Origin of the sequence: Rothia amarae (assembly GCF_014705945.2) — a bacterium.
Taxonomy (GTDB): domain Bacteria; phylum Actinomycetota; class Actinomycetes; order Actinomycetales; family Micrococcaceae; genus Rothia; species Rothia amarae.
Genome location: NZ_CP061538.1, coordinates 856,350 through 881,026 on the forward strand (window position 1 = coordinate 856,350; position 24,677 = coordinate 881,026).

Annotated in this window: 24 protein-coding genes; 14 read left to right on the plus strand and 10 right to left on the minus strand. The window is 51.1% G+C overall.

All coding sequences use genetic code 11. The annotated features are described in order from the left end of the window. Positions 1-20 precede the first annotated feature (20 nt). The 3 genes from IDM48_RS11830 to IDM48_RS04065 form a co-directional block, all read right to left on the minus strand. Positions 21-206, minus strand: coding sequence for a hypothetical protein (locus IDM48_RS11830; protein ID WP_083147259.1), 186 nt, complete (start codon positions 204-206; stop codon positions 21-23). Further along, the gene (locus IDM48_RS11835) at positions 203-418 is read right to left on the minus strand and encodes a transposase (RefSeq protein ID WP_420803879.1); all 216 of its coding nucleotides are present in this window, start codon (positions 416-418) and stop codon (positions 203-205) included. Before IDM48_RS11835 ends, IDM48_RS11830 begins: the two co-directional genes overlap by 4 nt. 154 nt (positions 419-572) lie before the next feature. Further along, entirely contained in the window at positions 573-905 is a 333-nt protein-coding gene (locus tag IDM48_RS04065; protein ID WP_068170513.1) for a hypothetical protein, read from the minus strand. Between the two features lie 508 nt (positions 906-1,413). Here IDM48_RS04065 and IDM48_RS04070 point away from each other — a divergent pair. Continuing rightward, on the plus strand, positions 1,414-1,617 hold the full coding sequence (locus tag IDM48_RS04070) for a cold-shock protein (protein WP_068170519.1): 204 nt from the start codon (positions 1,414-1,416) through the stop codon (positions 1,615-1,617). A 67-nt stretch (positions 1,618-1,684) separates the two neighbouring features. On the opposite strand, the gene IDM48_RS04075 is transcribed toward IDM48_RS04070, so the two are convergent. Beyond that, on the minus strand, positions 1,685-3,022 hold the full coding sequence (locus IDM48_RS04075; RefSeq protein ID WP_190618156.1) for an MFS transporter: 1,338 nt from the start codon (positions 3,020-3,022) through the stop codon (positions 1,685-1,687). Positions 3,023-3,191: 169 nt separating this feature from the next. Here IDM48_RS04075 and udk point away from each other — a divergent pair, with 169 nt between their 5' ends. After that, positions 3,192-3,812, plus strand: a complete 621-nt coding sequence (udk, locus tag IDM48_RS04080; RefSeq protein ID WP_068170521.1) for a uridine kinase — start codon at positions 3,192-3,194, stop codon at positions 3,810-3,812. Positions 3,813-3,885: 73 nt separating this feature from the next. Here udk and IDM48_RS04085 read toward each other — a convergent pair whose 3' ends face one another. Both IDM48_RS04085 and IDM48_RS04090 read right to left on the minus strand, forming a co-directional pair. Then, on the minus strand, positions 3,886-4,602 hold the full coding sequence (locus IDM48_RS04085) for a PspA/IM30 family protein (RefSeq protein ID WP_068170522.1): 717 nt from the start codon (positions 4,600-4,602) through the stop codon (positions 3,886-3,888). Positions 4,603-4,722: 120 nt separating this feature from the next. After that, on the minus strand, positions 4,723-6,741 hold the full coding sequence (locus tag IDM48_RS04090) for a TPM domain-containing protein (protein ID WP_190618158.1): 2,019 nt from the start codon (positions 6,739-6,741) through the stop codon (positions 4,723-4,725). A gap of 268 nt (positions 6,742-7,009) precedes the next feature. Here IDM48_RS04090 and IDM48_RS04095 point away from each other — a divergent pair, with 268 nt between their 5' ends. Next, positions 7,010-8,476, plus strand: a complete 1,467-nt coding sequence (locus IDM48_RS04095) for a S1C family serine protease (protein WP_238398041.1) — start codon at positions 7,010-7,012, stop codon at positions 8,474-8,476. Positions 8,477-8,599: 123 nt separating this feature from the next. Here IDM48_RS04095 and IDM48_RS04100 read toward each other — a convergent pair whose 3' ends face one another. Then, entirely contained in the window at positions 8,600-9,070 is a 471-nt protein-coding gene (locus IDM48_RS04100) for a tRNA (cytidine(34)-2'-O)-methyltransferase (RefSeq protein WP_068170566.1), read from the minus strand. A gap of 128 nt (positions 9,071-9,198) precedes the next feature. Here IDM48_RS04100 and IDM48_RS04105 point away from each other — a divergent pair, with 128 nt between their 5' ends. The 10 genes from IDM48_RS04105 to secA all read left to right on the plus strand — a co-directional run bounded on the left by IDM48_RS04105 (position 9,199) and on the right by secA (position 22,102). Beyond that, entirely contained in the window at positions 9,199-10,440 is a 1,242-nt protein-coding gene (locus IDM48_RS04105) for a cysteine desulfurase family protein (RefSeq protein WP_068170564.1), read from the plus strand. A gap of 64 nt (positions 10,441-10,504) precedes the next feature. Next, a complete protein-coding gene (gene mnmA / locus IDM48_RS04110; protein WP_190618162.1) occupies positions 10,505-11,698 on the plus strand; it encodes a tRNA 2-thiouridine(34) synthase MnmA in 1,194 nt (397 codons plus the stop codon). An 81-nt stretch (positions 11,699-11,779) separates the two neighbouring features. Continuing rightward, on the plus strand, positions 11,780-12,148 hold the full coding sequence (locus IDM48_RS04115; protein ID WP_068170561.1) for a chorismate mutase: 369 nt from the start codon (positions 11,780-11,782) through the stop codon (positions 12,146-12,148). Positions 12,149-12,172: 24 nt separating this feature from the next. Then, complete coding sequence (locus IDM48_RS04120) at positions 12,173-13,270, plus strand: uroporphyrinogen decarboxylase/cobalamine-independent methonine synthase family protein (RefSeq protein ID WP_190618164.1); 1,098 nt, start codon at positions 12,173-12,175, stop codon at positions 13,268-13,270. A 64-nt stretch (positions 13,271-13,334) separates the two neighbouring features. Continuing rightward, positions 13,335-14,024 (plus strand): MtrAB system response regulator MtrA, encoded by a 690-nt coding sequence (gene mtrA, locus IDM48_RS04125; protein ID WP_068170557.1) that lies wholly within the window; start codon positions 13,335-13,337, stop codon positions 14,022-14,024. A gap of 11 nt (positions 14,025-14,035) precedes the next feature. Then, entirely contained in the window at positions 14,036-15,796 is a 1,761-nt protein-coding gene (gene mtrB, locus IDM48_RS04130; RefSeq protein ID WP_238398043.1) for an MtrAB system histidine kinase MtrB, read from the plus strand. After that, the gene (locus IDM48_RS04135; RefSeq protein WP_190618166.1) at positions 15,786-17,474 is read left to right on the plus strand and encodes an LpqB family beta-propeller domain-containing protein; all 1,689 of its coding nucleotides are present in this window, start codon (positions 15,786-15,788) and stop codon (positions 17,472-17,474) included. Before mtrB ends, IDM48_RS04135 begins: the two co-directional genes overlap by 11 nt. 288 nt (positions 17,475-17,762) lie before the next feature. Further along, on the plus strand, positions 17,763-18,449 hold the full coding sequence (locus IDM48_RS04140; RefSeq protein WP_190618167.1) for a ComF family protein: 687 nt from the start codon (positions 17,763-17,765) through the stop codon (positions 18,447-18,449). 120 nt (positions 18,450-18,569) lie between these two features. Continuing rightward, positions 18,570-19,196 (plus strand): ribosome hibernation-promoting factor, HPF/YfiA family, encoded by a 627-nt coding sequence (hpf, locus tag IDM48_RS04145; protein ID WP_068172532.1) that lies wholly within the window; start codon positions 18,570-18,572, stop codon positions 19,194-19,196. A 260-nt stretch (positions 19,197-19,456) separates the two neighbouring features. Then, positions 19,457-22,102 (plus strand): preprotein translocase subunit SecA, encoded by a 2,646-nt coding sequence (secA, locus tag IDM48_RS04150; RefSeq protein ID WP_068172535.1) that lies wholly within the window; start codon positions 19,457-19,459, stop codon positions 22,100-22,102. A gap of 107 nt (positions 22,103-22,209) precedes the next feature. Here the strand turns inward: secA and IDM48_RS04155 are convergent, their stop codons facing one another. Beyond that, on the minus strand, positions 22,210-22,761 hold the full coding sequence (locus IDM48_RS04155) for an Rv3235 family protein (protein ID WP_068172539.1): 552 nt from the start codon (positions 22,759-22,761) through the stop codon (positions 22,210-22,212). An 18-nt stretch (positions 22,762-22,779) separates the two neighbouring features. Then, on the minus strand, positions 22,780-23,505 hold the full coding sequence (locus IDM48_RS04160; RefSeq protein WP_068172544.1) for a LysM peptidoglycan-binding domain-containing protein: 726 nt from the start codon (positions 23,503-23,505) through the stop codon (positions 22,780-22,782). A 193-nt stretch (positions 23,506-23,698) separates the two neighbouring features. Between IDM48_RS04160 and IDM48_RS04165 the strand changes: the two genes are divergently transcribed. Then, entirely contained in the window at positions 23,699-24,247 is a 549-nt protein-coding gene (locus IDM48_RS04165) for a histidine kinase (RefSeq protein ID WP_141669436.1), read from the plus strand. On the opposite strand, the gene IDM48_RS04170 is transcribed toward IDM48_RS04165, so the two are convergent. Continuing rightward, on the minus strand, positions 24,244-24,480 hold the full coding sequence (locus tag IDM48_RS04170) for a helix-turn-helix domain-containing protein (RefSeq protein WP_151144414.1): 237 nt from the start codon (positions 24,478-24,480) through the stop codon (positions 24,244-24,246). The genes IDM48_RS04165 and IDM48_RS04170 overlap by 4 nt on opposite strands. Between the last annotated feature and the right edge of the window lie 197 nt (positions 24,481-24,677).

Consider the following 24,677-nt stretch of genomic DNA (forward strand, 5'->3'; position numbering starts at 1 on the left):
CCATAGACTGAATAGTTTTCCTAGTGGATTTTCATCAGCTCAGGAATCAGAAGCTGGTCCTTCAAAGTACGTGCAGCAGGAACACGAGCCTTAGCGGCGCGGTAGCCGCGTGAGGTGATGAAACCACCAGCTAGGTTTTCTTGTAGTGCGGTGCAGATGTTCTCAACCCCGAAACGATTCCTATACCTATCGATATAGCGGATCATGATCGGGCTGGGCGGCCTGGTTCTGCCGCGAAAAAAGCCGGGGCGGTGCGCAGGATTTCGTTGGTTCGCTTCAACTCGGCGTTTTCTTTGCGCAGGCGCCGGTTTTCTGCTGCCATATCAGTGGTGGTGCCGGGGGTGCTGCCAGCATCGATTTCGGCTTGTTTGTGCCATTTTCGCAGAGTATCGGGGCCGATGCCGAGGCGTTCTCCGATGTTTCGGCAGGTGCGTGTAGATGCCTGTGTCGGGGTTGTTTTCGAGGTGGTCGGCCAGTAGGCGTAGGGCTCATGTTTTGAGTTCGGCGGGGTATTGGGTGGGCATGGGTTTGTTCCTTTGTTTTTTGTTTGTTTTCAATTTACGGGAGCGGAACTAAACCCAGGACATATCAATAGGATCGTCGTAACCGATGTAGGGCTGGTAGCCGTTTCGGGTTCGGAGTTGGCCGAGTGCCCGTTCGTATTTGCCTGCGCGGGGGTTGTTGAGTGTTTTTTGGTCTTGGCTTATAAGTTCTTTGACCAGGAACTCATTAGGGCGGTGAACCTCGACGATGTATTTTCCCCAGCCGTAGCATCTGTCGTAGGAGCGTTCAATGGCGCGTGCTTTTTCTTGGGTGGATGCGTAGGTGGTGAGGATGGGGTGCTCACTGCCTTGTGGCGTTACGGTGATGGCGTAGAGATTTGTTTGGGTGTTACGGAATTCCACTGTTAGTTCACCTCGTCTTAGAGGTGATGTACATCGTGGGGTTCACTTTTTTGAAGTAAAAGAATTGTGGTTATTACTTGGCCCCAAATTGGGGCTCATAACCCGGAGGTCGCAAGTTCAAATCTTGCCCCCGCAACTTGATAAAAAGACCCAGTTCTTAGGGACTGGGTCTTTTTTATTTTTGTCTTCTTTTACCCCGCGACCTAGAGGTTTTCTGAGGTACAAAGGCGACTATTTTTCTTAGACGGCTTACAAAGCTGAAGAATGTCGTGTATAGTCAAATCTTGGTTGATACGCATTTCTACGGATTCAACATCGTCTCTTCGATGTCATTGTTTTTGTAAAAATTCCTATTACCTCATCGGTGATGATTCTCTTCAACGCCCAGAAGGTTCTAGGCGGAGAAACTGATCCAGAGAACAAAAAGTGTTCTCACTTCCATATCTGAAGATCGATATGGAGCAATCGACCTCATTCTCGAGGTCATAACGAAAGTAATACAAAAAACATGGCTAACGGCACAGTAAAATGGTTCAACTCCGAAAAAGGCTACGGATTCATCCAGCCTGAAGACGGTTCAGAGGACCTTTTCTTCCATTACTCAGCAATTCAGAGCAGCGGTTACCGCACCGTTGAAGAGGGTCAGGCAGTAGACTACACCGCAGAGCGTGGCCCCAAGGGCATGCAGGCTAGCGAAGTTCGCCCCCTCTAATCCTTAGATTTTTAGAGAAAAAAGGACCGGTTCGATTGAACCGGTCCTTTTGGCATACCCTAACGCTTTAACTTAAGGTACGTCCTTTGAGTTCTGGCAGTACAAAGGACGCTGCCGCAGCTAGCACAAATGCCGCAGCAAACGTCCAGAAGAGGGCATTCATCCCGCCCCAAGCAAGGAGCGGGGGCACAATCAGTGGCGCTGCAATTGAAGCGATACGTCCAAAACCAGCCGCTGCCCCGGTTCCTTTACCTCGTACACTGGTGGGGTACAGCTCTGGCCCGATTGCATAGAGCGCTCCCCAGGCACCTAGATTGAAGAAGGAAAGTAAGCAGCCAGCCAGAATGAGGGTTGCTTCATTCCATGCCACTCCAAAGAAGCAGGCAGCAGTAGCGGAGCCGATGAGAAAAGCAGCCAAAGTGGAGCGTCGTCCCCAGCGTTCAATCAGAAAAGCTGCGACCGCATACCCGGGTATCTGAGCGAGCGTCATGATGAGGGTAAAGCTAAAGGATTTCACCAGCGTAAAACCCTGGGCATGGAGAATCGATGGAATCCATGTAAAAGCGCCGTAGTACGAAAGATTGATACAGAACCAGATTATCCACAGCGCGATGGTGCGTGAACGAAGTGAGCTGTGCCAGATCGAAGTAATGGAGGAGTCGCTGTGAGCACTGCTCGGCGAGGAGGAGGCTGGTTCTGCTGTTTTTTGCACGATACGGGAAGACGAAAAGAGGGGTGGTGAGTCTTCGAAGGCGCGGACTATTTTCTCGGCTTCGGCATCTTTTCCCTTCGCTTCCAAGAAGCGCACTGACTCGGGGAGTCCCAATCGTATCACCATGGAATAGGCAGCGGGAACTAAGCCGATGGCAAGTGCCCACCGCCATCCATTCTCTGAACTAGGGACAACGAACGTCCCGATGCAGGCAGCCGCTATCCAGCCCACTGCCCAAAAACCTTCCAGAATAACCACAACGCGCCCGCGAATGCGTGAGGGGGCAAATTCTGAGACGAGCGTGGAAGCAACCGGTAATTCGGCGCCCAGTCCCAGACCCACCACGAACCTAAAAATAATGAGTGCAGCCAGAGAACTCACCAGCGCCGATGCGCCCGTGGCAAGACCGTAAATTAACAGTGTTGCGGCAAAGATTTGCCGCCGTCCCCACCGATCTGCCAGCAGACCACCTAGCGATGCGCCAATGGCCATGCCCAGAAATCCGATGGATCCCAGCCATGAAGTCTGAGTTGGGGTCAAACCCCACTGGACGGTAAGAGCCGCCATTACAAAGGAAATGAGCCCTACGTCCATGGCGTCGAGTGACCAGCCAATGCCGGAGCCGATGAGGAGCTTAGAATGCTTGCGAGTAAAAGGGAGTCGATCAAGTCGTTCGTTTTTTGTCAGTGACATGGAGTGCTTTCAGAGAAGAAACGCTATTAGCAACCAATAGTAAAGGTTATTTAGACCTGAAGGAAGAGGGTGAGAAACGTGTCTGATTTTTCCCCGTTCTTCTCTTACCGTAAATCTCCGTTTCTAAATCGTGCCACAATAGAGAAAACGAGAGTCTAGAGGAGAAAAAGTGCGTCCACTCGTTATTGGTATCGCCGGGGGAACCGGGTCTGGTAAAACCACGCTCACCCGAGCGCTCATCGAATCGTTTGAAGAACAAGTTGCCGTAGTTTTTCACGACAACTACTACAAGAAAAACGATCACCTCACCTACGAAGAACGTTGTTTGCTAAACTACGACGCTCCGGATGCATTCGACAACGATCTTTTGGTCAAACAGCTAGATGCGCTCATCGAAGGGCAAACCATCGAGTGCCCCGTTTATGATTTCTCAGACCACAACCGCTCCGAAGAAACACTGATGGTGCAGACCCGTCCCATCATCATCGTGGAGGGCATCCTCATTTTTGCTGAGCCCGCAATTCGCGAGCGTCTAGACATCAAACTCTTTGTGGATACCGACGCCGACGTGCGCATCCTCCGTCGTATGCGGCGCGACGTCGTCGAACGCGGGCGTAGCATCGAATCTGTACAGACCCAGTATCTAGAGACCGTCAAGCCCATGCATGAGCTCTACGTTGAGCCCTCCAAACGATACGCGGACATCATCGTCCCTGAGGGCGGAACAAACTTGGTAGCGCTGGATATGCTGGTTCATCGTATTAAATCTCAGTTGGGTTCTCAGGCTTAAAGCTCATATACATGAGGGAGGCTCTCGCAGACGCGAGAGCCTCCCTCATGTATAGAAAGCGTTAGAAGCTAAATTATGCGTTCTTGTTCTTCAACGCAGCAAGTCGAGCCTCAAGCTCCGTTTCTTTGCCGAGTTCTTCCAAATCGTTGAACTGCGCATCGATGGAGGAGGATGCCAGCTCCTGCTGACCACGAACCATGGCTTCTTCGCGGCGTACCTTTTCCTCGAAACGTGAAATTTCAGAGGTAGGATCCATGACATCGAATGACTTCAAAGCGTCGTTGACCTGGGTTTGTGCTGATGCGTTCTTGCTACGAGCCACCAGCTCATCACGCTTGGAGGAGAGCTCACGGAGCTTTTCGCGCATCTTGGTCAGACCGTCTTTGAGCTGCTCAACGACCTGAGTCTGTGACTCAATCTGGGGCTTGATGGAAGCTGCTTCTTTCTCAGCCTGCATCTGGCGGCCCAGGGCAACCTTAGCGAGATTATCGAACTTATCAGCATTGGCGGTATCGCCGCTGGTACGGAATTCGTCTGCCTTGTTGGACGCAGCCAGAGCCTTGTTGCCCCACTCCTCAGCTTCACGCTGATCTTCTGCGAAATCTTCTTCGAGGAGGCGGAGGTTACCAATAGTCTGAGCTACTGCCTGTTCAGCTTCAGCAATGTTATTGGTGTAATCGCGTACCATCTGATCCAGCATTTTCTGGGGATCTTCTGCAGCGTCAATAATTGAGTTGATATTAGCCTTCGCAAGCTGAGCAATACGGCTGAAAATGGTTTGCTTGACCAACTTAAACTCCTTAGAGATTAATGAATATGTATATTTTTATTGTGCCAGGTAAAGGTTGAGAACGTGCAGAGTTTCAGGGAACTCTCAGGCAATGTTCACACTGAGCGCACGGGTGCAGTCTTAGAAGTTGCCACCGGCGCCGCCGCCAAAATCGCCCCCGCCACCGAAGTCGCCTCCGCCGCCAAAGCCCCCTCCGAAGCCTCCGCCGCCACCGAACATACCGCCGCCTGAGTGATTTCCTCCAAAGAGAGAACCCATCAAGATGCCGCCGAGCATGGCAGAACCTAAATCGACCCCGCCGCGATTGCCATAACCCATATTGCTGCGGGTGAAAGAATCGACATCGGCCTGAGCGAGATTCTGTGCATCGTTCGCTAAACGAATAGCGTTATTGGCATAGTTCAGAGCTTCCATGGGATCGGTGCGTTGCAAGCTCTGAGCCTCTGCAAGATTTCGTTCTGCTTCGCGAAGCTTGGTGCGTGCTTCTGCGCTGACCCCGCCGCGACGAGCCCATACATATTCTGAGGCAGAAGAAACTTGCGCCTGAGCAGATACGAGAGTGTGCTGTAAGGTATCGCCTGCTGCTCGTTGGCGGTCTTGAACCTCGCGCACATTATTGAGTGCTCTATCAAGGTCAGAACGTACTTCGGTCAGTTTGCGGCTCAAAGCGAGGGGATCGGATTTTGGCGCGGCAGATTCGGCTCGGATCTGATCGATGACGGCAGAAACTCCGGCGGCAGCGCCGGCAAGTTCGCCTGTATTGGCAAACTTGGAGAGTTCGCGTGCTTGAGCGACATCTCGCTCGGCAACCAAAATTGCCGAATCAAGCGATTCTTTAGTCTTTGCTAGCTCCAGCTCCCGGTGGGTGACTGATTCAAGAAGTCCCTTGGCCTGGCCAACAGCTTCTTCCGCAGCACGAATTTCTAGTACAGCTTCTGATCTGTTGGAATCCATATGAGTCTGTGCCTGGCTCATGCTCGTTCGAGCGAAGTCCAAACGTTTGTGAGCTTCTTGAACGTTATCGGCAACCGGAGTGACCGCCGAGTCGGCGTACAGCGAGCGGATTTTCTCCAGCGACTGTTCAGCGGTAGGAAAGAGCTGTTCTGTCTCGCTGAAGCGACCCTCCAGAGCTTGGAGAATTTGCGGTGCATTTTGTTCTAACTGGCGCAGATTAGTGAAGTTTTGCTTCTGCTCTTCTAGCGCGCGGTAGGCGTCTTTGGTGCGGCTGATAATTTCTCCCAGCCAGGCGCGCTGTTCTTCTTCGGTATCCGGAATCGTGTCATCGAGTTGTTTCTGCAACTGGAAGGAGCGTTGCATATGCGCTTTAGCGCTCTCAATGGCTGTCACGAAGGGAGCGACCTCTGATTCTCCGTATTGCAAGCGTGCGAACTCAACCTCTTGTTCAGAGTGGACTATAGCGTCGTCCACCTGCACCAGCATGTTCCCCGCTTCTTTACGCAGCTGGGGGATGGGGACGAGAGTTTGCTGGGTCTGTGGACGGTCGAACTGCCCAGGAGCAGAATTTGAGTTTGCAGATTTACGACGTCGACTGACCATCCAGGCGCCACCGACAGCAAGCGCTGCAACACCACCCAAAACGCCCACACTGGTTGCTACACCGCCAACAGATCCGCTACCGTTATCAGAGGTAGTAGCGCCACCTGAGAGCTTTTCATCAATTCCTTGCACAGCCGCTGAGGCAGCTGCTGAATAATCAGATTTTTTGAGCTGAGGAAAGATGTTGTTCTGATAGATCTCGTTGACATCCGAGGTAGAGAGGAGCCCATTGCCGCCGGGTGCAAAATATGCTTGACGGTCGTCGGTGGCGATGACCAAGAGGACATCGTTACTCCCCAGATTATTCATCGAACCAAATTTTTGAGCCCACTGCTCAGAATTTGAGGGCGATTCAAACTGATCGATGGTCACCACAAACAGATTGATCTGATGTTCATCTGCTAACTGGGATATGGAATTCTTGAGCCCCGAAGTATTCCCCAGAGCACCGGTGGTGTCTTCAACACGAACCGAGGGTTGCAAATCCATAGGTGCCTGAGCCCAAGCAGTCGGTGCAGAAAACAAAATTCCAATTGAGGCGCAAGAAGCTAATGCGATGCGGGCGGAAGGTTGAAGTTTCATGAGACCTCTCGATCTAAAAGGGGATCCTGCTCTTGGTGCGAGCACTAAGAATCTTTAGTCAATATTCTAGAGGTAAGTGGCACCCGTTACGGGAGAATTCACCGTATTCGCCCCTGGCGCACTTTCCTGCAAAAATCAACAATTGGCTTTCAGTAAACTTACAGAATAAACACAAAGTCATCACAGTAGAGTGCGAGATAGTTGAACCATATTCATGAAATACGGCAACTGACGCCGCCACTATTCTTATATGAAGGGAATTCATCCAATGACTCAAGACCCCTGGGGCGAGAATCAGAATCCTGGAGTGCAAAATACACCGGGAGCTCACGGCTCCACTGAAAATGCCCAGGGACAAGCTTGGAATCAAACGTCGGACCCTACCGTTCCTCTGAAAACCCAGCAGTATGACGGTCGGTATCAGGAGAATCCCCAGTATGGGCAGCAACCATCCTATTCGGCTCAGTCCCAGTGGACCGGGCAGGGTTACGGTACGCCCGTCCAAGCACAGCCGACCTCACGAAAAAAACACTCAACCGGTGCTTTACTTAGTGCTGCTTTAATAGCTGCGCTCGTAGGCGGCGGTGCAGGAGCCGGGGCGGCTCTGCTCTCAGATAACGGTATCTCAACGGTGGGTACCACGAATCCGGGCACAACTATTGTCAATAACACGGACTCAGTCAATGAAGTAACCGCTGCTGCTGCTAAGGCGACGCCGTCGGTCGTTACCATCGGGGTAACCAGCAATTCGGGGCAGGGGTCTGGGTCGGGCATCATCATAGATGGAGAAGGCCATATTCTGACTAATACACACGTAGTGACCCTCGATGGCGCGGCTAATAACGCCAATATTGAAGTTCAGATGTCAGATGGAACTGTCAAGAAGGCAACTTTGGTTGGAACCGACCCCACGAGCGATCTTGCCGTCATCAAAATTGATACGGCAGGAATGAATATCACCCCAGCAACTTTGGGAGATTCATCCAAACTGAACGTAGGAGATACGTCGTTGGCTATCGGCGCACCCCTGGGGTTGCAGAATACCGTCACCGATGGAATTATCTCCACCCTTTCTCGTACGATCGAAGTTGCATCCTCAGCGGCACCTAATAACTCAGAAGGATCTTCGGATCACTACGGCTCCCAAGAATCACCCTTTCAGTTTGAAATTCCTGGTCAAGAAAGTCAGAAGTCCCAGACCCAGTCCAGTATTGCCATCAATGTGATCCAGACCGACGCGGCGGTTAACCCCGGTAACTCCGGCGGTGCGCTGGTCAACGCTCAAGGCGAGGTCATCGGTGTTAACGTGGCAATTGCTTCTGCGGGTTCGTCATCTTCTTCCTCATCCTCGGGAAACATCGGTGTAGGGTTCGCCATTCCCATCAACACCGCAAGCCGAATTGCTCAAGAAATTATTGACAACGGGCATGCCACCCACGGCTACCTGGGTGCTTCAGTAGCAACCTCACCTGGAGACAATGATTCTTCGGATACCTTTGGAGACGGAGCAGTTATCAAAGACGTCGTTAGCGGACAAGCTGCCGATAAAGCAGGGCTCAAACAGGGCGACGTCGTCACCGAATTTAACGGTAAGCGAATAAGCGAAGCCATGGAATTGACCGCAGCGGTACGCGAACAGGCAGCCGGCTCCACTGCCACTGTCAAAGTTCAGCGTGGAAATTCTACCGAAGAAATCAAGGTAACTTTGGGTAATTCTGAAGATGCCCAAAAGTAAACACTGCACCAGTACACAGGCCTAGAACTGGTTGATAAAACAGGAATCCCGGTCACTTATTATTATGAGTGACCGGGATTTTGTTATAGGATTCACTGGCGGTTCTAGAAAACCTGATGGTTCCTATTCGAAAGTGGAACCGGCAAACCCCAGCTGACGCCATGCCTCATACACGGCAATTGATGCTGAATTGGCAAGGTTAAGCGAGCGTCGCCCTTCCAGCATAGGAATCTTCACACGCTCGGTAATCTGCTCTGCCTGCTGAACCTCAGCGGGTAATCCCACTGATTCGGGCCCGAACATCAGCACGTCACCCTCACGGTATTTCACATCTGCAAAATTTTTCTCCGCTGTGGTGGTGAAAGCAAAAACACGAGCGGGAAGAAGCGCCGCCCACGCATCCTCCAACGTCTCGTGCACGGTCATGACCGCCAAATCATGGTAATCAAGACCCGCCCGGCGCAAATGAGCGTCTTCAAAATTGAACCCCAGCGGCTTCACCACATGAAGTTCTGCACCGGTAATAGCAGCCAAACGAATAGCATTTCCCGTATTGCCGGGAATCTCAGGAGTATAGAAAAGAATCTTAAACACCCCTTCAGTCTAGGCGCATGAAATAAAGCCTGCAGATGAATACGTGATTCGTGAACCATCTCATGGGCTAAATTCTCAATGAAGCGTAAAATAATCAAGCTAAAGCTCTCTCGAAAAAAGGCACCCTTATGAGTTCTTCTCGCGTATATCTTGACCACGCCGCAACGACCGACGTCCTCGGTCCCGTTGTTGATGCCGTGGCGGAACAAATGAGAGTTGGTGGTAATCCTTCTTCCCTGCACTCTGCAGGACGCCGCGCTCGCGCTGTGGTAGAGGCTGCCAGAGAGCAGGTCGCTTCGGCGGTGGGTTGCGATGCAGCGGAAGTTATTTTTACCTCCGGAGGCACCGAGGCAGATAACCTGGCGGTAAAAGGACTTTTCTGGAACCGGAAGGAAGCGAATCCATCCGTCCGCCGTATTCTGGTGTCTGCTATTGAGCATCATGCGGTATCGGAAGCTGCGGAATTTTTAGAAAAACATGACGACGCCATCGTAGAGTGGATTCCCGTCAACTCTGAGGGAGTAGTAGATCCTGCCAGCGTTCGAACATTGATTGAGAAAGATCCTGAATCGGTTGCACTGGTAACGGTGATGTGGGCAAATAATGAGGTGGGTTCTGTTCAGCCTATTGCTGAGATAACCGCCATCGCTCATGAGTATGGGATTCCTGTTCATACCGATGCCGTGCAGGCTTTTTGCGCGCTTGAGGTGAACTTCCGAGAATCAGGTGTGGACACCATGGCTATCTCCGGTCATAAGATTGGCGGGCCCATGGGTATTGGAGCCCTCATCGCTACGCGCCAGGCAAAGATGACACCCGTTCAGCACGGCGGTGGACAAGAACGTTCGGTTCGTTCGGGCACTATCGATGCTGCCGCTATTGCAGGCTTTGGGGTAGCAGCTCAGTGGGGGAGCGAGAATCTTGCTGAAGAATCTCGCCGCATTGCTCTCTTGAGAAATCGCCTGATTAAATTAGTCCGCACAGAAATTCCTCAGGCAATCTTGCGGGGTCCTGAACCTGAAACAGATTTGCAGATTATGGAGAATGGTCCGCAGAACCGGCTACCTGCCAACGCGCATTTCACTTTTGAAGGGTGCGAAGGTGATTCGCTTCTCTTCTTGCTGGATATGGCAGGGGTGGAGAGCTCCACAGGATCAGCCTGTAACGCTGGCGTACCCCGCCCCTCTCACGTGCTCTTAGCTATGGGAGTCGAGGAAACAGTAGCGCGCGGGGCTCAACGATTCACCCTGGGGCACAGCACCACTGCTGAAGATATTGATCAGCTACTGCAGGCACTTCCTGCCGCTTTCAAACAGGCATATTCGGCTGGATTGGCAGCACGTACCCCTGACGCTTCGATGTGGCACTAAAGTGCTCTGACTTTTCACAGACTTGAAGGTGCGCTGTTGGCGTGCCATATACAGAAGGATTTTTATGAAGATTTTGGCAGCAATGAGTGGCGGAGTCGATTCTGCAGTCGCAGCAGCTCGGGCAGTTGATGCTGGCCACGACGTCGTCGGGGTGCACTTGGCTCTATCGCGGATGCCCGGTACTTTGCGCACCGGTAGCCGCGGCTGTTGCACCATCGAGGATTCGATGGACGCTCGCCGAGTATGCGACAAACTGGGCATTCCTTTTTATGTGTGGGATTTTTCCGAGCGCTTTAAAGAGGACGTCGTCGATGATTTCATCTCTGAATACGAGCACGGGCGCACACCTAACCCCTGCATGCGCTGTAACGAAAAAATTAAGTTCGCAGCCCTCCTTGAAAAAGCTGTTGCCTTGGGCTTCGACGCCGTAGTGACGGGACACTACGCCAAAGTGATAGCTAATAAAGACGGCAACCGCGAATTGCATCGTGCAGCTACCTGGGCAAAAGACCAGTCCTATGTATTGGGTGTACTTACTCACGAGCAACTCAAACACGCGTGGTTCCCGCTGGCGGATACCCCCTCAAAAGACGAAGTGCGTGCCGAAGCTGCTGAACGCGGTTTTTCGGTAGCGAAGAAGCCTGATTCCTATGACATCTGCTTTATCCCTGAAGGGGATACTCGCGCTTGGCTAGGTGATCATATTGCGCTGCGTGAAGGTGAAATTAAGGACACCGAGGGTAACGTTTTAGGTCACCATACCGGCGCTCAGGCATTTACCGTGGGCCAGCGCAAGGGGCTGGCCCTGGGGCGTCCGGCAGCAGATGGTAAGCCGCGGTTTGTGCTGGAAGTCAAACCCAAAACAAACGAAGTTATTGTAGGTTCCCGTGAGTTACTTGCCGTTGATGAGATTCGTGGGATTCGTGCAACCTGGGCAGGTCTGCCTATTGCCGAAGTCACCGAGTTCCTCGAAAAGACGCCGGAACGGGGCGCTCAGAGCGCAGAATTCGAAATTACCTCCCAGGTGAGGGCGCATGCCGATCCCGTGCTTTCTGCTGCTCATATGGAATGGGTGGAGGACGACGAATCTGTGGAAGCTGGAAAGCTACGTTTGGAAATCGTGGTTCGTCTCAAAGAAGGACTCAAGGGTGTAGCTCCCGGTCAAACGGTAGTGATGTACCAGGGCACCAGAGTCTTAGGACAGGCAACTATTAACCGGGCGTATTCATTGAACCGCGCGGATATCCAGGCAGCATAAGGCCCTGATAGATGAGGGAAGTTGCTCCTTTCTTTGAGAAGGGAAAAGGAGCATTTTTCTCCTATCGATTAGGATTGCATCATGAGCGCTTCACAAGAAATTAAAGCTAATGAAGATTTCAATCAGAATGCTTCAAGTTTGCAGAATACCGCCGATGATTCTGTGATGGCTGAGTTGCTCAGCATTCGCCGAACCATTGATAATCTTGACGCCAGCTTGGTTTATATTTTGGCAGAGCGATTTAGAGCCACCCAAAAGGTGGGGCTTCTCAAAGCTGAGCATTCCTTACCTGCCGGTGACCCCAAACGTGAAGAAGAACAAATTAGGCGGTTGCGGTCGTTTGCTGAAGCAGCAGAGTTGGATCCTGAATTTGCCGAGAAGTTTTTGAACTTTATTATTTCCGAAGTCATCAAACATCATGAGCAGATTGCCCGAGAGGCAGCTAACTAGCTCATCCTTTATGAGGAGCCGTGTATGCCGCGAGTTCAAAGAATCGCCCAGTATGCCAGCATCGATCATGAAATGCTGAGCCAGAAGCAGGGGATGGACGCCGGTGTAACGTTTGACCAGCGGTATTTTGTACGTTGTACGGGGTTGGGGAACTGGTCGGGTAGCGATGTCATCGATACAGTCCATCGCGTGCGCGGTGAATTGGGGTCACCACATCTGTCGTATCTTCCTGCTTTACCTGATCGGGGTTATGCGGCGTCGACGTTGGCTCGAAGTATCGCTGTGTTGGACGGCCTCGAAGCAGATGGAGCTTCTTTCGGGTGGCGGTTGGTTTCTGGCTACTCCCGGGAAGCAGAAAAAGCGCGTTCGCTCTTCACTTCTGATTTAAATGCTCTGGCAGATACCGTGGGCAAAGAAAGCGCTTCCGGCAATGCTCTGAAACTGCAATTCTGCGGTCCCTTTACTCTGGCTTCTTCTTTGCATCTGCCGCAGGGGGAGCGCGCCATCGCAGATTACGGTGCGGTACGAGATATTCGGGATGCTTTCATTGCCGGTCTTGGTTCTTGGCTCAAACTGGTGCGTGAGGCTGTGCCGGATGAGCAAATCGTTATCCAGTTCGATGAACCGGATTTGGGAGCAGCGATGGCCGGTCAAATCTCAACAGCAAGCGGGTTGAGAACGTATCGGGCAATCAAACCTGAGATATTAGAGAGTAGCTACGAACTACTGGCACTGGAGATGAAGAACCACAATGTTTTCACTGCAGTTGCGAATGCACCCCACCCATACCTTGCCAGTTTGCAATCGACTGTAAACGCAAGCGCATTTTCTTCCAAAAATTTTGAAGAAAGGGATTGGGAGAAAGTAGCCACCCTGATTGAAGCGGGGCAGCAGGTATGGCTGGGGGTAGCAGATACCCACCAAGTTCAGAGTGTTTCATCTCTTGCCCATTCGCTGTGGAAATCCTGGCGGACGGTAGGCCTCTCTGCTGACCAGTTAAGCGGTCTGACCTTGACGGAGCGAGGAGACCTCTCTGAAATTTCCTCCCCGCAGGCTACAGCGGTGTTAAGACATCTGACCGAGACGGCGCGGGCAGTCTCCGAAATTGCGCAGGACCAGTAACTTTTCACACTTATTTTGGACCCCGCTAAGATGAAAGAGTCTGCTGATTTTTCAGAGGAGAATAATGAACGCAACCATACTCGTCGTGGACGACGACGAAGCTCTGGCTGAGATGGTCGGAATCGTACTAGCTCAAGAAGGCTTTGAAACAGCTATTTGCGAGACGGGCGACCAAGCCGCTGATGCTTTCCGTACTCACCAGCCGGACCTCATCCTTCTCGACTTTATGCTTCCGGGTATGAACGGTATCGAGGTGTGCACCCAGATTCGCCAGGAGTCAGATGTCCCTATCATCATGTTGACCGCCAAGAGCGATACTGAGGACGTCGTGCGGGGGCTTGAAGCCGGTGCAGATGATTATATCGCCAAGCCCTTCAAACCTGCTGAGCTGTTAGCCCGCGTACGTGCTCGTCTGCGCCCTAAAGAAGAGCACAGCAAGGGTCATCTGCTAGTAGGCGGGTTGGAGATAGACCTCGCCGGTCATACCGTCAGCCGCGGGGGAGAGAACATCTCACTGACTCCTTTGGAGTTTGATTTGCTGGCAAATTTGGCGCAGCAACCGGGGCAAGTAATGACCCGCGAATCGTTATTAGATAACGTATGGGGTTACGAAAAATCGGTTGATTCTCGTTTGGTCAACGTTCATATTCAGCGCCTGCGTTCAAAGATTGAGCAGGACCCTGAGAACCCTCAGATTGTTTTGACTGTGCGCGGCGTAGGTTATAAGGCCGTCTCAGATAAACCGCACCGCTAGGACTACCCTTCGTGTCAATTACCGCACCACTGCCGAAGGTGAATGCAGCTCCAGCGTCAGAACTGAATCCTCGGCGTCATCCTATTAAAACTGTCCGTCAACTGTGGCGACAGTCGCTTCAATTCCGTGCTGTGTCGGCAGCTGGTATTTTGATGATGATTGCTTTCATCTTCGTGGGTTCATTTTTGACACATCAGATTGCTAATTCTCTGTTTGATGGTCGCCTCAGCCAAGCACTGGAAGAATCTAAGAGCGGCTTTACGAATGTTCAGTCACTTCTTGATAGCTCTGATGCCACTGCAAATTCGGAGATTGAACGCGACGTTCTGCGCTTTATGACGGTTCTTGAGGTAGACGGCAGTGATTCTAGCCGGCAGTGGATTTTGGTGCCTCACGGAGATCCAGATAATCCCGGTTCAATTACAGCTCACAGCCAGGGTCCTTCTATTACTGCCGATGCGGTTCCTGCGGAGCTGGATGAGGCAGTGCGGAAGGACGACGGCGGTATCTATTGGCAGTCATCGAGTATTACTCAGAATGGTGTAACGCATCCGGTTCTATTTGTAGGTACGTCTATCAAGATTCACCAGAACCCTGACTATGGTCTTTATCTGGTGTATGACTTATCGGCGTCCCAGCAGACCATGCGGTATATCAACCTGGTGATTCTGCTGGCATTCTTGATTCTGCTTGTGGTTGTTCTTTCTATCGTGTGGTTTGTGACGCGAACGGTTATCCGCCCTATTGCCTCCACTGCTATAACGGCCGAGAAACTGGCAGCCGGTGATCTTGACCGGCGTGTGATTGTGCGAGGGGAAAACGAAACGTCTCGGTTGGGTCATTCCTTCAACCGCATGGCAGACGGGTTACAGAACCAGATTTCTCAGCTGGAAACCCTTTCTAGCATGCAGCAGCAATTTGTTTCCGACGTCTCGCATGAGCTGCGTACCCCTTTGACTACCGTCCGTATGGCGGCGGAGATGCTCTACAGCGGTCGTGAAGATTTGAATCCGGCGTACCGCCGTCCCACGGAGCTTCTTTACCACCAGGTAGATCGCTTTGATTCGTTGCTGGCAGATTTACTGGAGATTTCGCGGTTTGACGCCGGTTCCGCCACGCTCGATTGCGCGCCGGTTGATTTACTGGCGGTTATCAACGATGTCTTGCTCGAAGTGCAACCGCATCTTGCGCGAACCGGTACGGAGCTCACTCTCCATACGGACGAGCGACAAATTATGGTGGAGATGGATCACCGCCGTATCGAAAGGGTTTTGCGTAACCTCTTGTTCAATGCAGTGGAGCACAGCGAAGGTAACCCGATTGACGTGTACATCGGCGTGAACGAAAACACGGTTGGTCTTGCAGTACGTGACCACGGTATCGGTATGAAACCTGAGCATTTGGATCAAGTTTTCAATCGTTTCTGGCGTGCTGATCCTTCCCGTAAACGTACGTTGGGAGGAACCGGTTTGGGGCTTTCTATCGCAGCCGAGGACGTGCGTTTGCACCAAGGAACACTGGAAGCGTGGGGCAAGCCGGACGAAGGTGCGTGCTTCCGCATGACCTTGCCGCTGAACCAAGATATTCCTATGGGGTCCTCGCCCGTGCTACTAACAGGTGAACCAGAAAACGGTTCTCTGCGGTCAACTGAGCAAACTGCCGCCACGGGTAGCATACTCACTGTAGCTTCGCTCGATCACGAACTCGATAAGCCTGAACCAAATTCTCGTTATACCGCTGCTTCTTCGGAGGAAGTGCCCGATGAAAATTAGACCTTTGTACAAAGTTTCTTCTTTGGGGCTCATCTTTCTGCTCACAGCTACAAGTTGCGGGAGTATTCCAACTGACGGTTCCGTCAACCACTATGCTGACCCTGCACAGAGTGCCTCGGCTTCTGCGGCGGATATCCAGGCACAGGGACCGAGCCAGAACGCTAGCCCAGAACAAATTGTGCGTGGATTTATAGAGGCAGGTATCGGCGCCCACGATGATTACACAGTGGCGCGTGAGTTTTTGACACCCGAATTTGCGCAGACCTGGCAACCTGATGATAAGACCCTCGTCTATAGAGACCAGGTGAATCTCAAGCAGGGGGGAAAGAGCGAGGACTTCGTCGTCAAGGTACCGGTAACAACTGAGATTGATAAGAAGGGTATCGCTACCTCCTTTGACGCGGCGGAAAACCAGGATGTCAACATTACTGTTAAGCAGGTGGACGGACAGTGGCGTATCGCTTCCGCACCGAATGCCATCGTCATTTCTCGGGCGAACTTCGAAAAGGTCTTTACTCCTTTCACGCTCTATTTTTACGATTCCACGTTTACCTATGCCGTGCCGGATACGCGCTGGTTTGCAGACCGTAGTACGGTTGCGACGTCGTTGGTTCGCGTGCTGTTGCAGGGCCCGGCGCCCTACCTTGAGGGCGCTGTCAGCTCTGCTGTACCCGAAGGCACACAGCTCAATCGGAATTCAGTGCCGGTTAATGGGGGCACCGCAACGGTGGATGTGAATACAGCAGAACCGGCGGCTAATCTCTCCCAGCTTGATATTGAAAGATTCCAAACTCAGCTCACTCAAACGTTGTCCCAGCTCAACGGAGTGCAGGCAATTCAGCTTTCCGTTCAAGACCAGGTTTTGAAGCAGAACAGTTTGGATGATTATCAGGCGCCAGTCATCAATCCCGATGTGGGTCCGCAAGTTGTGGGATTCTCTGGCAAGGATATGAGGATGAGCGAAAACTTCCGCGATGATAGTAATCTGACCACCATTTATACCTCGGATGATGCAATGCAACTTCCCGCTATGGGGTATAAGAGACAGAACTTTGCTTATCTCAACGCTGCCCGCAACTCGCTGAACTGGATTAACTCCAATACACGCAAGACTGTCATGATGGGGGAAATGCTCACTCAGCCATCATTTGATCAATTCCAGTGGTTATGGTCCTCTACTTCTGATGGGGAGGTCAAGGCTATATCTATCGCGAATCGAGAGAATCAAACTCCGCGCACCATTTCTGCAGATTGGCTCAAAGACTACACGGTGAGCTCCTTGAAAATTTCGCGCGACGGCACACGCGCTGTGATTGTGACTCAAAGCGGCGGAGAATCAGCCGTCTGGATGTCGGGTATCAAACGCGGGTCCGACAATACTCCGGAGGCCTTGATGGAACCAATCCGCTTGAGCAGTACCGGTAAGGTCTCAGATGCTCAGTGGTATAGCGATTCTTCTGTGCTCTTGGCTGACTATTCGCAGGGGAGCACAGAGATCGTAAACCTCTCGGGCGAGGTCAAACAGATTGAAACTCTCGATGGTCTAGCAAGCATCTCTGCTGCCCCCGGTAGCGAAACTGCACTGGCGCATACCCAAGATGAAAGCGTCTACAGATTGCTCGACGGGCGATGGTCACGCATTGATATTTCGCTGGAAGACGCTAATTTCTCCGGGTAGTTCATCTATTCACTACAAGTTATCCACAGTTGAAAATAAACCTGGTGTAGCTGATGCTCGGGCGGTGACACTGGAGGTATGCAACTTTTTCCTCAGACACCTCAACTGCGACATCACGCTCATACTCATCGTGATGCGGAGACCTTCTGGGCTCTTCTTTATTCGGTTTACGAACTCTTCTTTCCTCGAACGTGTGCCAGTTGCCTCTCCTATGGGCAGTGCATGGGGCTGGGCAGAGCGCTCTGCACGAGATGCGATTATCTAGTGAGGTATTCGTTAGTGAAAGTTATGCGACCAAAATCAAGATATGCTCTTCCTCCGGTTTTTTCCGCAGGAGCTTATACGCACGAGCTAGCCCGTTGTATTTTAGCTTTTAAGAATGGTGGCAGAACTGATCTGACTGAATATTTTGTGACCGGGCTGGTACGTGCGGCATACGAGATACTCGGACCGCTGAGTAGCTCACCTACAAAAGCAATGGGCATGAGGAATAAAACCTCCTCTCAACAAATTTACTGGGTGCCTATCCCGTCCACCGCCCAAAGTGCCCGACGTCGGGGGTTTGTTCCCGCAGAATTATTAGCTCAACAAACCCTGCGCCAGCTACGAAAGACGCCGCTCACCGAGACCTTTGAATTTCAGCTAGGAAGATTCTTGTGTCAAAAATCGCGTCTTTCATCAGCTACCGGTCAAAAATTGCTGGGAGTGAGCGCCAGACGCCGTCGAATCCTCGATTCTATGAGCATCCGGCCCACCTTAACTAGTGTGTTAGGGCGCGAACGGGATTTGCGGGGCAAAAAGTGTGTGCTCGTAGACGATGTAGTGACTACCGGCGCAACCCTCAAAGCAGCCACCTCTATTCTAGAAAAGCACGGGGCTCACGTGATAGGAGCTATCACTGTAGCGGCAGTCCCGCGGAAAACCTCAGAGGAAACAAAGCGACACAACGTAGAAACCAACTTAACACAACGCTAAGTGCGAAATTTATGTGACTGACAACATATAGTGTTCTATTGTTGTTCATAAGGAACCCACCCAAAGTTCCTGAGCGAATGTTAAATCACAGACGCTACCCTTCAATGTTGGGAGAGAATTGTGGAAATCAACGTAGTTGGACGAAACATTACGGTCTCCAATCGCCTCCGCGAGTATGTCGAAGAAAAAGTTGCTAAATTTGAGCAACTTGGAGAACGCGTGAGCAACATCGAAGTGAAATTCTCGCTAGAAGGTCACTCCGGTCCAGAAACAATTCGAGTAGAAATCACAGTAGAAGGTCAAGGTCCCGTCCTGCGCGCAGAAGCCCAGGGCTCTGACAAATTTGCTGTCTTTGATGAAACCTATGGCAAATTGCTAGAACGTTTACGCCGCGCTCGCGACCGACGAAAAACTCCCAAACACGGCAACAAACGCCCGGTCAGTGTGGGTGAAGCCACTGGTGCGCTGGTTCCTGAGGATTCACCCCTCATAGAATTTGAAGATCAAACTGTTGAAGAAGCCGCTTTCAGTTCAGAAATTTCGCTTGAGGACGACCTCTCTTCACCCATTGAAATCCGTCGCAAGAGCTTTAAAGCAGTTGCACTTACCCCTGAAGAAGCAGTTGACCATATGGAACTGGTAGGGCATGACTTCTTCGTTTACGTTGATAAAGAGACTGGCGCGCCTTCAGCCGTTTACCGTCGTAAAGGCTGGTCCTACGGCGTAATTTTGCTCAAAAATCAGTAAATATTGGGTGCCCAAGCAAACCTAATGTAGATATTTTTTGCAGAGTCGGTAGATAAAAATCTACCGACTCTGCTTGTTTTATATCGTGTAACCTCAAGGGCAAAATGTGCCCAATGTCTTACCGTTAGCCCACAGAAGAAAAGCCATACCTCGTAAATTCTGAGCAGAGAGTAACCTAGAATGGTGAAAGCGTGTCTTCTCTTACCTTTGGGGAGAGACCCGCAACCTCTACTTTCGTTATTACAAGGAGTCAGTTTTCAGTGGCATCTTTCCTAGAAAAGATTCTTCGAGTTGGAGACAAGAAGATTCTCAAGCAGCTCCGCGCTTACACTGATGCGGTGAATTCTCTAGAAGACAGCTTTATCGCCATGAGCGATGCTGAACTCCGCGCTGAAACTGATGCGTTTAGAAAGAGAGCTCAGGACGGCGAATCGCTGGACACCATGTTGCCAGAAGCCTTTGCGGTGGTTCGAGAAGCCTCCAAGCGCACCCTCGGCAAGCGCCACTACGACGTCCAACTTATGGGCGGCGCTGCGCTCCACCTGGGGAATATCGCCGAAATGAAGACGGGCGAAGGCAAAACACTGGTTGCTACCGCACCTGCCTACTTGAACGCGCTCACTGGCAAGGGCGTACACGTGGTCACCGTCAACGATTACCTCGCTGAATATCAAGCAAATCTAATGGGGCGCGTCTTCCGATTCTTAGGAATGGAATCAGGCGTTATCCTTGCAAACCAGACTCCTGAACAGCGTCGTAAAGAATATTTAGCAGACGTCACCTACGGCACCAACAATGAATTCGGTTTCGATTACCTCCGGGATAACATGGCGTGGACTGTGGAAGAGCAGGTACAACGCGGTCACAACTTCGCCATCGTGGACGAAGTGGACTCCATCTTGATTGATGAGGCACGAACCCCGCTGATTATTTCCGGTCCCGCTGCTGGTGAAGCCAACCGCTGGTATGCCGAATTTGCGCGGTTTGCACAGACCCTCAAAGCCGATTATGACTATGAGGTAGATGAGAAAAAGCGCACCGTAGGTATTTTGGAACCGGGCATCGATAAGATTGAAGATCACCTGGGTATCAACAACCTCTATGAGTCTTCCAACACCCCTCTTATCGGTTTCTTGAATAACGCTATTAAAGCAAAAGAGCTCTTCAAAGATAATAAAGATTACGTCGTGATGAACGGCGAAGTCATGATTGTTGATGAGCACACCGGACGTATTCTTTCTGGTCGTCGATATAACGACGGCATCCACCAGGCAATTGAAGCCAAGGAGAAGGTTGAGGTTAAGCCCGAAAACCAGACGATGGCTACTATCACCTTGCAGAATTACTTCCGCATGTACGACAAGCTTTCCGGTATGACCGGTACTGCTGAAACCGAAGCGGCAGAATTTATGAATACCTATGAGCTTGGTGTCGTTCCGATTCCGACTAACAAAGATGTTGCTCGTAAGGATCAGCCGGATAAGGTTTATAAGGACGAAATCGCTAAATTTAATGCGGTCGTCAAAGATATTAAAGAACGCCACGAATCAGGGCAGCCCGTCTTGGTGGGTACAACCAGCGTTGAAAAGAGCGAGTACCTTTCGAAGCTCCTGAAGCGCGAAGGCGTGCGACACGAGGTGTTGAACGCGAAGAACAACGCCCGTGAAGCTGCAATCGTGGCTCAGGCAGGTCGTAAAGGTGCAGTGACTGTTGCAACCAATATGGCTGGCCGTGGAACCGATATCATGCTCGGTGGTAACCCAGAATTCAATGCTGTTGAAAAGATGGAGTCTTTGGGGCTGGATCCCGAAAAGAATACTGAAGAGTATGAGGCCCGCTGGCCCGAGGTTTTAGCTGAGTGTGAAAATGCAGCTCAAGCTGAACACGATGAAGTCACCGCTGTGGGCGGACTCTACGTATTGGGTACCGAACGCCATGAATCGCGCCGCATCGATAACCAGCTTCGCGGTCGCTCAGGTCGCCAGGGCGATCCCGGCGAATCACGGTTCTATCTGTCTCTAGCTGACGATTTGATGCGTCTGTTCAATGGACAGGCTGCGGGTCGCCTTATGGCGGGTGCTCCCGATGATACTGCGCTAGATTCTAAATTGGTTTCGCGTGTTATCGCTTCTGCCCAGGGGCAGGTTGAATCCCGAAACGCCGAGCAACGAAAGAATATTCTCAAATATGATGATGTTCTTAACCGCCAACGTGAAGCTATGTACAAGGATCGCAACGCCATTTTGCACGGTGATGATCTCAAGGAGAACATCCAAAAGTTCACCCGTGATGTTCTGACTTCTACCATCGACGCTGAAGTTAGCACAGGGCATGCCGAAGATTGGGACTTCGCTAAACTCTGGAAGAATCTGGAGAGCGTATATCCTATTACTCTCACTGTTGATGAGTTGGCGGAAGACGCCGGAGATAAGTCCAAAATTACTCGCGACCAGCTGGTCAAGGAAGTTCTTGCAGACGCACAGGTCATTTACGAAGAGCGTGAAGAAGAAGTCGGATCAGAGGCTATGCGAGAAATTGAACGTCGAGTAGTTCTCTCGGTCATTGGTAAGCATTGGCCTGAGCACCTCTACGAGATGGATTACCTCAAAGAAGGCATTGGGCTCAGAGCGATGGCTCAGCGTGACCCACTGGTGGAGTACCAGCGTGAAGGCTATGGAATGTATCAGGCAATGATGGATGCAGTACGCGAAGAAACCGTCAGCTACCTTTATCATCTTGACCTTTCCAAGCAGCGTACTCGCTCGTCCAATATCAAGTTGGATATTCCTGCTCAGCCTAAGTTCTTGCAGTATTCGGCTCCATCCGAATCTGGTGGGACCGAGACGAAAACTCTGGAAAATGAGTTTGTAGATGAGTCAGAAGTGAAAATGAAGCATAGGAAGTAAGACATTTAGTCTTAGTCGAAAATTGGCCTCCGCACTACATGCGGAGACCAATTTTTAGGTCCCAGCTTCAGCATCATCAGGGAACGTGCGGGAACAACGGGCATTGCTTAGGCAATCTCTATCTCAGTGATTTGCCATCTGGAGAAAACCTTTTCTACCCGCAACGCCATCGCTCTCACGCGGGCATAGTCTTGCATAATGAGGGAAACCTCAAAGACCGTGGGAGAAATCTTTTGCGCTTTGGCTCTGCGAGTTTTCGGCATCGTAATTTGGGGTGCAAAAGGCGAGTGATTGAGAGGGACCCGAGCGTATTTTCGCCGTAGGCTATTTGCAGTTACTTTGCTTCTGAGGACAACCCTTTGCTGGCATTCTTTGCTGAGCCATTTCGACACATGAGAAGCTGGACGGCGTCCAGCAAATACCTCAAGCAGAACGACACCTATCCCAGCGCACATTACTTCGATGGCTCTACACTGTGAGTCTGAAGGTTTGAGAGGGATTCCCCGAGAAACTGAGTCAGGTTGTTCTTCTTTGACTATTTTGCGCCTAAATTTCTCGTAGTCTTCGGCTGAAATAGCAAGAAAATTGGTCTGCTTCTCATCTGCTCGGAGATCGGCAGATAGGGATGATTGATTGAGAGGACCATGGGGATGGGACATTGTTTTACTCCTGGATAGTTATGCGTGCGGGGTGAAAGTGGGAATGGTGAGAATCTGGTCAGCGAAGATGGGGTCATCCATTTCTCCGAGATTTACTTGATTCAGGTCATAGATCTGATGAGTGAAGTCCAGCACTTCTGAAGGGGTCGCAGACTCTGGTAGGTGAGCTTGCGCGATACTCCAGAGACTATCTCCGGCGGCCACCGTGTAGGTCGTGGAGGAACCCTCGGGCTCCTCTCTCATACCGGACATGAAAAAGGGGAGAATCTGTGGCGCAGCTTTGTCTGTATCTTTCTGCGTGGATGTCATTTCAACTTTCTGCGTTGTGAGCAGAGGCTGTTCGACGAACGGATGTTCCGCTTCATCGGCTGTAGAGGATTGAAAGAAGGGCAACACCGCCGCATCTGGGGCGCTCACACTGGAAATAGCGCTGGGCTCTGCGCCAGCAGTAATATCTACCGCCTGAGCTGGAGTAGCAAAGATTGATAATCCGAGAACAGCTACCGCTACACGCCGTAGAACGGCTGGAGCCCAATGCGGTAGTTGGACAGAGCCCCCTCCTTCGGCTGTGCAGATAGCTTTTAGTATTCCTAGCAAACCGATAGTCCACCAGAGAATCATCATCCCTGCTACGGAAGCAACGAGGATGATAAGCCCACTTTCTACTGGGTCCAGATTCTTTCCTGATTTCAGTAGCTGCTTCGCTGCCGCAATGGCTAGTAGCGAAAGGATAGGAACGAGCACAAGAAGAAAGAGGTCCCTGGAAAGAGGGATATTAATTTTCGTTCTCATAATCAATCATTTCGTATCGTTTGATGCATTTTGATGCTTTATTTTGATTATGAATGTGTTTTAAGTAATAGTAAAGAGATTTCATGCCCCAAATATGTAGTTCATGTGGGTTCAACGGGGGAGATGCTACTTTTAGAGCATGAGAATGGAGAGAATTTTTCGTGATTATGAGACGCAGTTAGCGGCAGAAAATCAAAGAGTCGTGGAGGCTGAGGCTCGTGATGTGCGACGAAGTGAATTCGCCAAGATTCAACAAGCCGACCGTCTGGCGGCGCAAATAGGACGTTCTGTGCGCGTCAATACGGGCGATTCGTTGCAATGGGAAGGGACTCTTGAATCCCTGGGAAAAGGATGGATTCAACTTCAGTCTCATTCGGAGAATATTTTAATTCCAATGAACTCTGTCAACTGGTGGGAAGGTGGAACGCCATTCTCTACGGTGGAAGCACGTTCTGTTTCTCGTTCGCTATCGCTAGGGTACGCTTTTCGCGCGTTAGCGAGTGCCCGCATTCCTGTGCGTATTTTTCACAACATGGGTGCAGTAACTACTGAGGGAACAATTGAGAGGGTTGGACTCGATTTCGCAGAAATAGCCTTGCACCCCCTCGAAGGGCACTTTCGTGCCCAGCAAATCTCAGGGTGGCGAACGGTGCAGCTTTCTCAGGTTAGTGCCTGCTGTTCGCTGCTTACCTAGGCTGAGGTTTTGGTTTTTTGGTCCTCTGCCTCTTTGGCAGCCTGTTGTTGGGTTCGTTCATATGCTTGCTCAATATATTCTTCGAGTTTAGAAATTTCTACACGCCATTGACCGCGTCCGCCTACCTGAATGGCGGGAAGTTCTCCTTTTTTGACGAGAGCTCGTGCTTGACTCATAGTGATGTTGAGAATTTCGCAAATCTCGGGGAGGGTATGAAACCTTTTCCTAACCATTGTGACCTCTTTGATGTAGTTTGATGCCGTTACAGTAACTATAATCTCGACTCTTGGTGTTTGACTAGGAAAAAGGTTTTTAAGGGGACAAAATGTACATTTGGTTGCATGTCCCTAAAAGTGCGGTTGGTTGCTTTTAGTCTATTTTTAGTAGACATTGCATCGTATGCTGTTGGTCAAATCACTCATCGCAGATT

Bases quoted from the DNA above. Each gene is read 5' to 3' on its own strand.
- IDM48_RS11830 (WP_083147259.1), bottom strand. From the start codon at position 206: ATGATCCGCTATATCGATAGGTATAGGAATCGTTTCGGGGTTGAGAAC.
- IDM48_RS04070 (WP_068170519.1), top strand. From the start codon at position 1,414: ATGGCTAACGGCACAGTAAAATGGTTCAACTCCGAAAAAGGCTACGGA.
- IDM48_RS04075 (WP_190618156.1), bottom strand. From the start codon at position 3,022: ATGTCACTGACAAAAAACGAACGACTTGATCGACTCCCTTTTACTCGC.
- IDM48_RS04090 (WP_190618158.1), bottom strand. From the start codon at position 6,741: ATGAAACTTCAACCTTCCGCCCGCATCGCATTAGCTTCTTGCGCCTCA.
- IDM48_RS04095 (WP_238398041.1), top strand. From the start codon at position 7,010: ATGACTCAAGACCCCTGGGGCGAGAATCAGAATCCTGGAGTGCAAAAT.
- IDM48_RS04105 (WP_068170564.1), top strand. From the start codon at position 9,199: ATGAGTTCTTCTCGCGTATATCTTGACCACGCCGCAACGACCGACGTC.
- mnmA (WP_190618162.1), top strand. From the start codon at position 10,505: ATGAAGATTTTGGCAGCAATGAGTGGCGGAGTCGATTCTGCAGTCGCA.
- IDM48_RS04115 (WP_068170561.1), top strand. From the start codon at position 11,780: ATGAGCGCTTCACAAGAAATTAAAGCTAATGAAGATTTCAATCAGAAT.
- IDM48_RS04120 (WP_190618164.1), top strand. From the start codon at position 12,173: ATGCCGCGAGTTCAAAGAATCGCCCAGTATGCCAGCATCGATCATGAA.
- mtrA (WP_068170557.1), top strand. From the start codon at position 13,335: ATGAACGCAACCATACTCGTCGTGGACGACGACGAAGCTCTGGCTGAG.
- IDM48_RS04135 (WP_190618166.1), top strand. From the start codon at position 15,786: ATGAAAATTAGACCTTTGTACAAAGTTTCTTCTTTGGGGCTCATCTTT.
- IDM48_RS04140 (WP_190618167.1), top strand. From the start codon at position 17,763: ATGCGACCAAAATCAAGATATGCTCTTCCTCCGGTTTTTTCCGCAGGA.
- IDM48_RS04155 (WP_068172539.1), bottom strand. From the start codon at position 22,761: ATGTCCCATCCCCATGGTCCTCTCAATCAATCATCCCTATCTGCCGAT.
- IDM48_RS04165 (WP_141669436.1), top strand. From the start codon at position 23,699: ATGGAGAGAATTTTTCGTGATTATGAGACGCAGTTAGCGGCAGAAAAT.
- IDM48_RS04170 (WP_151144414.1), bottom strand. From the start codon at position 24,480: ATGGTTAGGAAAAGGTTTCATACCCTCCCCGAGATTTGCGAAATTCTC.